At 37.0% G+C, this 13,757-nt stretch carries 11 protein-coding genes; all 11 read right to left on the bottom strand.

Annotated elements, in window-relative coordinates; genetic code table 11:
- Positions 1–90: 90 nt before the first annotated feature.
- The gene (locus A8B35_RS12765) at positions 91–738 is read right to left on the bottom strand and encodes a hypothetical protein (protein ID WP_068473123.1); all 648 of its coding nucleotides are present in this window, start codon (positions 736–738) and stop codon (positions 91–93) included.
- A 686-nt stretch (positions 739–1,424) separates the two neighbouring features.
- Positions 1,425–3,008, bottom strand: coding sequence for a DUF1186 domain-containing protein (locus A8B35_RS23590; RefSeq protein ID WP_068473120.1), 1,584 nt, complete (start codon positions 3,006–3,008; stop codon positions 1,425–1,427).
- Between the two features lie 208 nt (positions 3,009–3,216).
- Positions 3,217–4,401, bottom strand: coding sequence for a restriction endonuclease subunit S (locus A8B35_RS12750; protein ID WP_222844151.1), 1,185 nt, complete (start codon positions 4,399–4,401; stop codon positions 3,217–3,219).
- Positions 4,398–5,897, bottom strand: a complete 1,500-nt coding sequence (locus A8B35_RS12745) for a type I restriction-modification system subunit M (protein ID WP_068473114.1) — start codon at positions 5,895–5,897, stop codon at positions 4,398–4,400. The genes A8B35_RS12750 and A8B35_RS12745 overlap by 4 nt, the downstream gene beginning before the upstream one ends.
- 225 nt (positions 5,898–6,122) lie before the next feature.
- Positions 6,123–7,328 carry a PDDEXK-like family protein gene (locus A8B35_RS12740; protein WP_068473111.1) on the bottom strand — a complete coding sequence of 402 codons (1,206 nt, stop codon included), beginning with the start codon at positions 7,326–7,328 and terminating at the stop codon, positions 6,123–6,125.
- 359 nt (positions 7,329–7,687) lie between these two features.
- Complete coding sequence (locus A8B35_RS12735) at positions 7,688–8,002, bottom strand: hypothetical protein (RefSeq protein WP_068473108.1); 315 nt, start codon at positions 8,000–8,002, stop codon at positions 7,688–7,690.
- Between the two features lie 38 nt (positions 8,003–8,040).
- A complete protein-coding gene (locus tag A8B35_RS12730; protein WP_068473106.1) occupies positions 8,041–9,576 on the bottom strand; it encodes a DNA recombination protein RmuC in 1,536 nt (511 codons plus the stop codon).
- Between the two features lie 66 nt (positions 9,577–9,642).
- Entirely contained in the window at positions 9,643–10,650 is a 1,008-nt protein-coding gene (locus tag A8B35_RS12725; protein ID WP_068473102.1) for a helix-turn-helix transcriptional regulator, read from the bottom strand.
- Positions 10,651–10,792: 142 nt separating this feature from the next.
- Positions 10,793–11,764: a DUF6371 domain-containing protein gene (locus A8B35_RS12720; protein ID WP_139314889.1), complete on the bottom strand. Its 972-nt coding sequence runs from the start codon at positions 11,762–11,764 to the stop codon at positions 10,793–10,795.
- A gap of 281 nt (positions 11,765–12,045) precedes the next feature.
- Entirely contained in the window at positions 12,046–13,401 is a 1,356-nt protein-coding gene (locus tag A8B35_RS12715; RefSeq protein WP_068473096.1) for a DUF3987 domain-containing protein, read from the bottom strand.
- Between the two features lie 35 nt (positions 13,402–13,436).
- The gene (locus A8B35_RS12710; RefSeq protein ID WP_068473093.1) at positions 13,437–13,718 is read right to left on the bottom strand and encodes a helix-turn-helix domain-containing protein; all 282 of its coding nucleotides are present in this window, start codon (positions 13,716–13,718) and stop codon (positions 13,437–13,439) included.
- Positions 13,719–13,757: the final 39 nt, after the last annotated feature.

The following is a 13,757-nucleotide window of genomic DNA, read 5'->3' as shown; positions in this document are numbered from 1 at the left end:
CTAATTATTAAAATGATTAAGCTAATAGGTATTAACAAAACCTCCCCTGCTTTATCGTCCATTACTGCAGGGAAGGTTATTATAGTTTAACTACGATGGACTGATGATGCCCAACATTTCGAGGTACTGCGGCTGATCGGCCAAGGCTATGCGGGCAATCTCAATATAATCGGAATACCACTCTTGCAGCTCATCGGCAGCGGCATCGCGCGTTTCGGTGGCATTTTGTGCCTCGCCCATTTCTTTTTTGCGTACTGCCAACTGCGCGTCTACTGCTTTCACCAGCTGAAGACCTGCCTCTAGCTTCTCGTTACTCTGACCATATGCGGCCATTTTTTCTAAGGCATCAGGGTTACCCAATAGGTTATTATAAAATACCTTGGTTTGCTGCAACCAAGCCGATTGTCGTTGCTTACGCTCTCCTCGTAACTCAAGCTGTGTGCTTAGGTTGGTATCATTTTTAAAGGCTATACGGGCAATTTTTAAATGTGGCACATACACTGTATTGGCCTTTTTAATACTCTGATTTAAAACTGAAGTGGCTTCCTTTTGCTCACCATCTTCTTTTATTTGCAGTCTGTTTAATTCCTCGGTGGTGTTTAACAATCCCTCGCCTACTGCCAGGCGCTCGGGTGTATAGCCAAACTGCAACAATAAGGCTGCAATGGGTTCTTGTTGTATACCGTTTGTAATGGCTACACTGGCTTTGCTGATTAATTCATCGATTTCTTTACTCATAAATTATATTTTTATTTGATTAGGACGATCTGTTTAAATAATGACCTGAAACAATTTCTGTGTGACCTGGAATGATTCCCAAGTGACCCGAAATGATTCTGGCACCACCAAAAATCATTTCTGAATGACCTGGAGCCATTCCTGATTGACCTGAAATGATTTTTGAATGACCTTGAATGATTCTGATATGGCCTTAAGGCATTAACCAATGCCTTTGAATGATTTACGGATAACCTTGAACGAAATTGCTATGGCTTGTTGACATTTATTAGCGCCTTGCTGCGCTCTTTTATAGGAGCCAAAGGTAAATGGGTACTAGCTGATAAATATAGAAGGTGCAGTGCGCGAATTGTACTATAGCTCCTTTGTTGTAGGTAAGTAGATACGTTAGTTGAGGCAATAATAAGTTTACTCATTCAAAAGGGTTATGTGCTGATTAATAAAACCTTAAATTTTGCCTATTAAAATATAATTATAAAATGATGTAGACTAGTAGTTGGTGCAATTTAAAATTATTTTAAATAAGTTGGGCGATGTTTTTTGGTATGTGAATTTATACCTCACAGGTTTTAAGAACCTGTGAGGTGTTGAAGATTTGTGAGGTATTGAAAAAAGAATAGTATTGTATGGAGACCTAACAGTTTTTTGAAACCTGTTAAGTTTGTTGCAAACCTGTTAGTTTGGTATTACTTATTGATACAACACTTTTTGTATTTTTTACCACTCCCACAGCTACAAGGGTCGTTTCGGCCAATTTTTGTTTCGTTAGTTACGGGCTTTACCAAAGCCCCAAATGGATTAAAGTTGGCATCGCTTAGTGCCTCTGGTATAAATTCAGCATCTGATTCACTTTTTGCAAACCACTTGCCAATTTCAGTGTAACGATCCTCTATATTTAGTAAGTCAAGCTCGCGTATGCTGTTGGGTTTGGATTTCATAATATCGCTATAGCTACCGCATATACCTTGGGCCACCCAATTTTTATCAAATAGTGGCTTTAGCTGCTCGCTGGCTTCAGTACCTGCCATATCGCATACTGAGCAAGCTATATAGGCTATTAGTTCGCTATCAATAATATTATCCTCAATGCTACACTTATTGTACGCTTCTAATAGTTCTTTATAACAATCCACTATCTCTTGCTTGCGCTGTGGCTGATGCACCACAATTTGCTCAAACAATATAATAAGCACATTTTTGGCATAGGTATATTTATTGGGCTCAAGCATAAATGCTTTATACTCCTCAAGGTGGGTATTATTCATTCGGTAAATGGGCTCCCATACATTATCGTGTATCCAATCGCCAAAATATAAATCGTAATAATCCTGGTGTTGCGATAGCATTTTAAATACCACAGCTGTGCTTTCGACAGCATTTAACTCGCCTAATAAATATAGGGCATGAAGCGGAAAATAAGTATTTGCCTCTACTTTATCCGCACTGTATAAGGCATCAAAATAATTAAAGCGTGCAATACTATCGTTTAATACAAGCTCTAAATCAGCAATAAGTGTTTGGCGTGGTAATGTAAGTATCTCTTGTAAAATATGCTTTTCAATACGCATATCGTACTGATACAACATATCTATCTCTTTGTGCACAAAGGTTGGTGCTTTGGTTACTTTACTAGTTTCAGCTTCCGCTTTTACATGCACCTCAATGTTATGTTTGCCTTCTTCTGATAATTGATGCATACCAGCAAGCATTTTGTGCGTGGTTAGCATATTTAAAACCTGCTTGGTGTCTTCGTCATTAGGGGCCAAATCGTTTAAATAATTGTAACAGGCTTCAGCTTCTTCTGCTTGGTTAATTTTAAGATAGTAACGCGCCGCCAAGTGGTAGTATTTGGTAAGCTCATCTATATGAAAGGTATCGCGCTCGGGATATAATGCGGCCAATTCCATTTCGGAACCCAGCACCTCTGGTATCAAATTAAATTTACCTTCGTCGAGTAATTTATTGGCCAAGTTTAACTTACCAAATAAATAAGCGGGATGCTGTAGGGTTATTTGTAAGGTTAAATCGTATGACTTTTCCATTTGCCCAATACCTTTGTATAGCGCTGTTAGGTAGTTTTTAAAGTGCGGTACGTGGGGATACTTATTAATGAGTTGTTGTATTTTAACCACATCGGCGGCTTTGCCATTTAGTGCCATATTGTAGGCCTTTTGGAGCTCAATACGCACTGGCTCGGTAATGCCGTAAAGTGTATCGAGAATGGTAGAATCGTTGGTGACTTTTATTAGCTTTTGTGATGATGAGCTCATATTGTATGGATTATTGTTTTTTATTTGATATGGATAGCAAATATAGCACAGATTTTAAATAGCATAGCACATGCCTCACAGGTTTTGGAAACCTGTGAGGTGTTGAAATAAAGAATAGTATGGTATGGAGACCTAACAGGTTTTTGAAACCTGTTAGGTATTAAAGTATTAAAGTATTATAGTAATAAAGAGTTAAGGGTATATAAAACTACCCCACCAACTCGCCTTTAAAGGCACGCTGTAATAGGCTGTTGAATAAATCTTCGCTTTTTAACAATGCTTGCTGCGCTTGCGCTTTTTGTGCCTCAATGGCTTGGATGCGCTCCGCAAAAAGATTTTGTAGGGCGATTGGGGGATTAAAAATATCAATACCTTTCACCATTGAAAGGTTAAGATTCTTCTGTCTCACACCTCTTTGTAAACGACGATAATGCTCCTTACCTATTTGTATAATATAGTAGACATATAATACATTTACTCTTTCCTTATCTAATTTTGAAAAAGCAATCGCTTGATTACATGTAACTACATTAGTTGTAATTGATGATTTTAAGGCAGCAGTATCATACATCCCTAATAAAAGGCTACCCTCTTCAATTAAGTGTGTTGATGTCTCTTTTATTGCCTCCTCAGTAATATGCTCTTTAGATTCTCCAACATAAAGGTGATTTAATTCTCCAGAAGATAACCATGGAATATCTCCTGAATAATAATGTATATTCTTTCTTGATGGAGTACCTCCTGATTTCCATAAACCAAGCTCCCCTAACTTCACCTTCTCCCAACCCATTGGGTTAGTTACCGGATCCCCAAACATATCTAAAAATAAGCTTTGGGTAAGGGCATCGTATTTGGCAATGAGCTGCTTATTTAACTGGCGGAGCTTATCGGCCTGGTCTAATATGGCGGCTATCTTTTTTTGCGTAGCTAGCGGCGGTAGGGGGATTTGGAGTTTTTTAACCTGAGCGAGACTTAAATTCGAAATTGTTGCCGTTACCATTCCTTTAGTAAATTGCTTCTGGGCATGGTTCGTTTCAATAAATCTCTTTAAATAAGTTTTATCAATATCAATCGAATTAATCCGAATAATGGCAACTGCTTGATTACAATTTAACTCTTTTGCACCAATAGGTACAATGGCTGTTCTACCAATTGTACCTGCAATAGTTAATAATAAATCACCTGGTAGTATTCGTGAGCGTTTAAGTTCTTTATTATGTGTTTCAGGACTAATATATAAAATATCATTATTTATAATAACATTCCCATTTATAACATTTTGGGCCCTCAAAAAAGGAATCCCAACTTCAACAAAATCTTTACCAATTGAAGTCGGAGTTGTTCCTTTTGTTATTATTTCTGCTTCTTTACCTAATTCAACCACCTTCATCATCCCAACAGTCCCTCCAAAACTTTAAGTGCCTCGGCTCTTTGTTGGTCTAGGTCTTTAATGTCGTTTATAAGGTCTTTTGGGGCATCGTATTGTACTTCTTCGTACACTATTTCTTTGTAGCGGTTAATGGATAAATCCCAGTCGTTGCTTTTAATCTCATCAAAGGGCACTAAAAAGGCTTGTTGGGTGCGTGCTTTACTCAACTCTACGGTTTCCGCTTGGCTTAGTCCTGCACTTACTTTGTGGTATTGGGCAATAATATTGGGTATGTCGTTTTCTTTGCTCTCGGTACGTTTATCGTCGAGGGTGTAGCCATCGGCTTTCATATCGTAAAACCATACCTTATCGGTACCACCACTATTGGTTTTGGTAAAAAACAAAACGGCGGTACTTACCCCTGCATAGGGCTTAAATACGCCACTAGGCATACTTATTACGGCATCGAGCTTGTGGTTTTCAATAATTTCTTGTCGTATTTGCTTGTGTGCTTTTGAGGAGCCAAAAAGTACGCCATCGGGTATAATAACGGCACAGCGTCCGCCCGTTTTAAGCATGCGTAACATTAAAGCCAAAAACAGGAGTTCGGTTTTTTTGGTTTTTACGGTTTGTAGTAGGCTGCCCTCAACGGCATCGTAATCTAAACTACCCTTAAATGGCGGATTGGCCAGTATTAGCGAGTAAGCCTCGCGTATATCGGCATTGCTTTCGCTTAGCGAGTCTTTGCCAATAAGCGTGGGTGTTTCTATGCCATGCAGTTGCAGGTTCATGGCGCCAATGCGCAACATGGTAGGGTCAAACTCAATGCCCGAGAACATATGGCTGTTAAAGTGCTCGCGGAAGTCGCGCTCGTGAAACCAGTCGGCATGGTTCTGCTGAAAATACTCACCTGCCGCCACTAAAAAGCCAGCGCTACCACAACTGGGGTCGCATATGGTCTCTTCCTTGTGGGGTTGTGCCATATCTACCATCATTTTAATAATGTGGCGCGGCGTACGGAATTGTCCGTTGGTACCTGCTGTAGCTATTTTAGAGAGTAGGTATTCGTACAGGTCGCCCTTGGTATCGCGGTCGTCCATTTTAATTTTATCTACCATCTGCACCACCATATCGAGCAAGCGTGGCGTAGGAATCATAAAGGTGGCGCCTTTCATGTACTCGGCAAACACACCTCCCGCCTCGCCCACTTGTTTCATGTGGTCGAATACGCTTAACTCGCCCTCTTGTGGCGTGGTAAATAGGGCAAACATACTTTCGGCATCTTTGTGCTTAAAGCTGTTCCATCGTATTTGGCTTTGTGCCTCGGTAAAAATGACATTGCGCAAGGGTATGCCGGCTATGTTGGCTTTTTTTTCGTCGAGGCGCTGCTTTTCGTCGAGCCTGCGTATAAATAATAAAAAGGTAAACTGCTCAATAACGGTAAGTGGGTTCGATACGCCTCCCGTCCAAAAGGCCTCCCATATTTTATCTACTTGCGATTTTAATTCTCCTGTAATCATATTTCTTTTTTAGTATCAAGTACAAAGTATCAAGATGATTCCCTTGATTGTTTTAATTAATAAAAGATCATTAGGTAATGAGACTATTAGACAATAGAATTTAATTGAATAATCTTTTATTATTGGCGCTTTTAAGCGGATGGCGAAGGTAGTTAATTTTGGGGTGATTTACTATGGCTGGGCTTAGCTTATTCGCAGCCCGTTAATCTAGCAAAAACAGCATATTTAAGATAGTAGTTTAGTTAATTCTTCTATTAAATCTTCATTTTCGTTGATGTATTTTTGTACAGTCTGTGCTATTTCTTTTGCTTTATTCATAAGGTATTTATCATCGGCTAATGTCGATAAATGATTGATATTTGCTATGTCGATATCAAGTGATACTCTGCCAAACCACCAGTCGTCTTGAGTTAAACTAAACTTTTTAAAGATATTAAACAGTAGTGCTTTTTTATTTTCTTCGATACAATCTAAATTGACTAAAAAACCTACACATAAACCTGTAATTTCCGACTTTGGATTAAATGATTCAATATAAATTGAAACATGCTTGGCTGGAGTGCTTACTACCAAATTAGCATTGGATTCGTGTATTGAGTTAAAGGTGATAGAAGTACTTGTTAATATGGTTGAAAGTTGGTCGTTTATTGCATTTCTAAAATTAGTTCTGATATCAACAAGTACATTTGCGTAATTATCGTATACACCTTGTGCACCTTTAAGGTTTAGTTTGATGATCTCTTTAATTTCTTGTGACATGGTACCGGACGTTAATTGATTGGTAAGTTTTTTAATGAGTATGTTGTATTGCTTAATGGATTCGCGCACTATGGGGCTGTCTGTAGCTTCTTTTTGGCAGCTGCTTAACCAACTTTTTATATCATCTTTGTAAGATAAAAGGTAGAAGTCGTTACCTACTTTTTTATTGCCACGGCTTTTTTCTCCAGGGGAATCACCATTGAGTGTTAGATAAAAAACTATACTGTGTCGTGTTTGGTAGTTGCAGTAACGCTCTATTTGTATATCCTGATCGGGGGCATAAATTTTATTTTCGATGATGATGTTTCGCCCTGCTGTATCTGTAATAATAATATCTAGTCTTCCACCTGTTTTTGTCTCTTTATCTATTCCGCCAATACTGAGTTCTGCCTTCACTTTTGCCCCTTGCGTAACAAAGTTTTTTAAAATGGGGTGCTCAGTATTTTCTTTTAATAAAGCGTGTATAAACAGCTTTAAAAAAACATCGCCAAAGGCATGGGTTCCTGCTGGATTTAATAGTTCGCATAGAAATGCAGAGTGCGTTTTATTTTCGGCACTTTCCATGTTTAGTATGCTGAATATATTAAAGTTTTCGCCTTTTAGCTGAGCTATTCTTTCACTCTCTTCAATTTTTGCTTTTACTTGATTTAATAGGGATTGTATTTCTAGCATTTTGTTTATTTAAGTTTGAATAATAGATCGTTAGGTTTTAGACAAAAGACTTATTAGCCGTGTAGTTCTTGCCTTATTTTTTCGTTTTGGGCAAATATTTCTATCTGATCGCCTTTTGTCATCTCATAGGTTATAAAAGTTTTGAAATGTACATTACCGCCTGTTGTGTGCCAACCCAGTGCTACACCATCTTTGGTTGAACCATACACTTCATTTTTATAGTTGTTGGTATCTTTTATATGTGTACGGTAGGCGTATTTGTACGCGTGATTGTATGTAAAGTATTGTTTTATGAGCTCGCACCCGGTTTTGTTTATATTACATCTTTGGTTGTACCTTTTAAAGAAGTGAGGTGTGTACTATAAGATATGAGGGCTGACACAGTTGTATGCAAATTGAAATGCATTTATCCTCTCGGTTGTTTGTACATAGCTTACAAATACAACTCTACTCTTTTTACCGAATTCTTTTTTAGAGCGAGCCTCAAATAGTATTAACCATTTGTTTTTTAATGGCGAAGTGTAGTTGAAACAGGAGAATGTAGGGTAAGACTTTGCTTTAAGCACTTTTCTTCTGAAATCGTTATCGAAGTATTCTGATTTTTTAATTGCATTCTTAAAATCAGCAACTATTTCCTTCTTTATTTCAGTTTCGTTCATTGTAGGTACAATCATAAGCTTAAGATAAATTGCAGTAATTTTATCATATGATTCTATTCTTTATTATCTGAGATAGCCAAAACTTCATTAGCTTCGTCACCATCCATGGTTTCAATAGATTTTAGTTTACGTTCAATTTGGTTGGAACGTGTGGTTTGCAATTTCTCTAGAGAACCCGATGCTGTATTTAATTGCTTTTGTACAATTGTTAATTGGTTAGAGAATTTACCGAACTCAGTTTTTACCGCACTTAATACCTTCCATACTTCGCTGCTTCGTTTTTGCACGGCCAAGGTTCTGAAACCCATTTGAAGGCTATTAAGCAATGCAGACAGCGTAGTTGGTCCTGTAATAGTAATGCGGTATTTATTCTGTAATGTTTCAAATAATCCAGGGTGACGCAACACCTCAGCGTATAAACTCTCCACAGGCAAAAACATGATTCCAAAATCGGTTGTATGCGGTGGATCGATATATTTGCCACTAATGTCTTTTGCAAAGGATTCGATTGTTTTAATGAGCACCTTTTGTGCTGCAGCTATCTCATTGGGTTCACCTACTTCGTAAGCATCCAATAATAGTTGGTAATTCTCAATGGGAAATTTAGAATCAATAGGCATCCACACTTCCTCATCAGTATCTTTACCTGGGAGTTTTATGGCGTATTCTACATTGGCCTGACTGCCTTTTTTAGTAGCTACATTTTGTGCATATTGATCAGGGGTCAGTATTTGCTCTAGAATATTACCCAGCTGATACTCACCAAGTACACCACGTGTTTTAACGTTAGAAAGTACCTTTTTTAAATCACCAACACCGGTGGCAATAGTTTGCATTTCACCCAGACCTTTGTGCACCAACTCAAGTCGCTCGCTCACCTGCTTAAAGGATTCACCTAATCTTTTTTCTAGTGTAGACTGCAATTTCTCATCAACAGTATTTCGCATTTCATTAAGCTGTTTTTCGTTGTCTTTACGAATATCAACCAATTGTTTTTCTACCGCTGATTTTACTTCTTTAATGCCATCTATGGCAAGTTTGTGAGAAGTATGTTGTTGTTTATTTTGGTCTTCAAAATTCTGACGTAGACTTTCTTTAAAAGTATTAAGTGTAGCCGTTAATTCTTCCTTCGAGGTTTTTAAACCACTGGCTATTTCGGTTCTATTTTCTTTTCCTTCCTGTACTAGTTTTTCACCAAACTCATTCAGCTTTAAACTGGTTTTATCGGTAAACTCAACCTGCTTAGTATTAATACTCTCGTGTGCTTGGTTGGTTGATTGCGCCAATTCTTTTTTGAACTTATCAAGGGATTCAGAAAAGGCTGACAGTTGTTCTTTTTGAAGATCTAGACTTTCCTTAATGCGATCAACAACAGCTGTTTGTAGATTCTGAAACAAGCTATTTATCTCTTGTCTGTTTTCTTGATTTACTTCACGCATCTCTCTTCGAGATTGAATGAATTCTTCTTTCATCTCTTTTTTAAAAGACTCGATATTTACTTCGGCATTTGATTTTTTATCCTTTCTAAATGCTAAAAACAAGGCCAGGCATAATACAATACTGCTGATGATTACTTGGATTATTTCCATAATTAAAATCGTTTTAAAATTTATATGCTGTAAAAGTATTCTACACCTGTGCATTGATTGTGCACACTAAAAATATCTTTCTTGCATCTGAGTAATTCGTGATATTATTTTCTCACGTAATACAGTGGGCTGGAGCACTTCAACCTTTTCTCCAAATGACATTATTAAGGATTCAAACTCATAATTTATTTGTAAAAAAAGCTCCATAGTTGGGTATTGGCTGTCGTTCATTCTAATTATCTGGGAACCGTGTATTGGTTTTGAACTTACATATGGTGCTAATTCGGGATGTATCTTTAAAAGTACCTTTTGGGTATTTTGATCTGGATTAATTGAGACCCCGATTACATCATCAAAATGCTCAGAAAAATCTATAGTTGTATTTTGAATATAGTTTAGTTTACTCTCTTGAATTTCTAGAATTCGGTCGAGGGCTACGGTAGTTAGATTATTGTATTCATTGTTTAATCCGAATAGAAACCACCGGTTGTTGTATTGCTTTAGATGGTAAGGATGTAAATCAAATCGTAGCTCTTGTTTATTTTTGTATGGTTTATAACTAATGATTAACACCTTTTTGTTAACAACAGCATTGTATATCTCTCCAATGTATTCACGCCCGGTGAGAAAAGGATTTTCTTCGAAACTTATAATATTATCTTCTGCTCCTAGTTTAAAGGTTTGTTCTAAACGTGCCTTTAATTCTTCCACCCAATCGAACTGTGGTAAACCTTTGAAACGCGATAAGGTTAAAAGAGATTCCTTTAATTGTTGGGCTTCTTGCTCGTTTAAAGGCTGGCTATTAATAGAGAAGTTTATATCTGAATATCGATAATAGGCTTTTCGCCCTTCCTTATAACTTTCAATGGGTGCCTCAAATCCTCTTGAGTCCTTCATGAATTTGATATCTTCAAATACTTGACGTCTTTTTACCCCAGAAGACTCTGGATCAAGATCTAAAAGCGAATTATTACAAACCGCTATAAGATCTTCCATAAAATATTTGCGTCCAGGATTACGGAAGCACTGATCGAGAGCAACATACCTTACTGTTGCATTTCTGTTGGTTGCCATTTATTATGCTATGATGGTTTTAAGCGAATAAATATAACAAATATGTTGGGCTGCCAAAGTGATACATCTCAATTTGCAACCTTTAAATTTTACATCAACAAAGTGTCAAAATATATCCTACAGGCATTTAACCTGCAGGCATTTAACCTGCATTAATCACCAAACCAAATTTATCCATCAACCCTTTTAAATTTTTATTCTTAGCTACAAAAGCGTCTACGATAGCTTCTGGGCTTCTTTTGTACCGATCCTTTTTGATGGCGATAACTAGATCTGCTATATCATCACCTTCGTTTAAATTAGTATCTTCTAAAATGCTATTAACACTTACATCAAAACTTGCCTTATGAGCAATAGTGCTCCACTTTTGAAATGCTTTTCCTTTATCAGGAAATAAAGTGACCTGGTAAGCTTTGAGCGCATTTAGCTTTTGTAGGTTCAGCATTTCAATCGACCCTACTGCGATCCAATTGTATTGCGGATAATATAAGGCTCCGAAGATGGCATTCTTTTCACCCTCGGCTATGGCAACGGGAGTGGATTCATCAGCCAATAAATGAGCCCCAAAGAAAACCTGCTTCAAATTAAAATCTTTTTGCTTCACAATATGATGCACCCAATTTATATAACCCACACGCTTTAAAGTTGCTGCATTATACTGCATCACTTTACCTGTGCGCACTTGCCCTAATCGGTTCACTTGCCAAAAAATAGTTTTATTCCCTTTGGCTGTGCCCACATAATATTTTTGTAACACCTCTATAACCAAAGCTTGTGGAAAATATCGACTCAGACCAACGGCAAAATTGTTTTTATGATATTGACTTAACGAGGCAAATAACAGCTTTCTGTCGATACATGATGGTGGTTTACTAATTGGTTTTACTCTGGGCACAAATAGATCTGAATCATCTACCATATATCCGTTTTGCTCAAAGTACATTTTGGGTGTAAAATGGTAGGCACATTTCTCTACCCGGTTACATCGCCCCACATGATCAGATAAATATTTGTTCAGTTTATGATCCACATAACGGGTAAATACCCTTAGTCGACATCTTGGACAATCATGGCGAGTTGATCGACCTTTATACTTCTCCAATGAATAACGCATAAGTTGATAGATTAAAAAGGTAAGACGTTTTTGTGGAGTTTGTGGAGTTGTGTAGAATGCTTGTTTATCAAACACTTAACACTCCATACAACTCCACTCACTACACAGAAAAAAAATTACTTACTCCACTACTACACACATACTACACACATACTACACTCAAACTACACAGCTAAAGCACTGTGTATCAATAAAACTCCACAACTCCACAAACTCTACAGAGTTGTATGTATATTTTCCTTAAGTAAACTAGCAGATAAGATGTTTTTGTATTGGAGAGACTAATTAAGAATATCAGTTTCGTATAAGCCTTTTTGTATTTTGTGTGCCAACTTTGTATTGCTTAATAACTGATAAGCATATGATTCTTTAGCTATTCCTATTTGATCAGCTATCTGGATAAATTCTTTATTGGTGAATTCCTTTTTTCCAATCTTTTTAATGATACGAAGTACCTTTCCTTCTTTCGAATTATCCTCATAAACATTTAAAACCATATGATTCAACTTTAGGGCATTCGCATAAAAGTAATCCTTAAGCATTATGGCACTTTTCATGGAATCGCGACTTACTTTATCAATGGCTTTATTGGCGAAAAAACAATTCGATACTTCCAAAACCAAAGCAAATCGTAACATATAGCGATCTAACTTTGATAAGATACCCGAGATAGTAGAATCCTTATTGGAAGGTTTCACATGTTTATTTATTTCGGTAATAAAAAGTTCCTCTGCACCCTCTGAAAGCATTAACTCCTTGGTAGTTTCATTTTCGGATACAGTATCTAAGAAAGATTTCATTTGGGCATGAAATTGCTCAATTATATAATCATTTGGATTGGTTCTTTTGATGTATTTCTTTTCCATCTTTAAAGGAATAGCAAATAATATGCGTTCGAAAAAACCATCCTTAATATCCTTTGCCTTAAAGGAAGCAATAACATCATCCTGAATGCTTCCTATAATTGAAACGCATGGCATACTAATGGAAGAACTTTCTGCCTCTTTTCTATCCAAGGATATTGGAGCGCCATCCCAAATAGATAAAAACTGACTTTGCTTTGAGCCTCCGCTGTATCCAATTAAATTAAGAATGAAACTCTTAAATTCATCGGGCATCAAAATCAATCCATTGGGATTTTGTTTGTGCATATTTATCAGTGCCTCAAATGTTGGATCTGTGGAATATAGCTTTCTTTTTGTGGGCTTTTTATGCCCAGCATCCGGATCAAAATTAGCTATCGCTGATTCGTATTCCTTATCAAACTGTTTTTGCTGATTCTTCACAGCTTTAAAAGCTGTTTTTAAAGGAGCACTTTTATTTTGTCCTGATTTACCGACCAATACCACCCACATGGATGGATTCTCGCACCATTCAATATGCTTACGCAGATGAAAAGAATTGCCAATTATACCTGCCAGGGCTGTTAAAACACTTACCGAGGTGTAATCGATGTTATAATTTCCATTATCATACAATTCAAGTATGGTATCCTGAATAAACTTAGAAAATACTCCCAAAGGAAACTCTGATTCCCCTTCTTGTTTTAATCGGATGTTGGCCTGATCTATAGAGAGTTTACCGTAAGTAAGGTGTGCTTTCCCTAGCTCTGTGCTATCTTCTTTATTTAAATTCATAAAATTACTTTTTACATACTAATACAAGAAGAAATTTACGCATCAATACTTTCGAGATAGGTCTCTATATCGGAGGCTTTATAATAAATCTTACGCCCGGTTTTTTTATACGCTATCACTTTATTATCGCGCATATTTTGCAAAGTACGCCTACTTACATTTAACAGTTTACACACCTCCTCTGTTACATACCAACGATCCTTAAAGCCATCATTCTTCGACACACTAATACTTTCTATCTTATCATTCAAGTGATCAATTTTACCCATTAGCTTATTAAAAAGATGCTCATCTACTATTACTACTGTTTTGCTCATTTTCAACTATTTTTAATTTGTTTTTATGTTTTATGATAA

It is taken from the genome of Saccharicrinis aurantiacus, from assembly GCF_001660705.2.
Lineage (GTDB): Bacteria > Bacteroidota > Bacteroidia > Bacteroidales > Marinilabiliaceae > Saccharicrinis > Saccharicrinis aurantiacus.
Note: the sequence above shows the minus strand (reverse complement) of the source record. Positions and strands in the feature narration are given on the sequence as shown.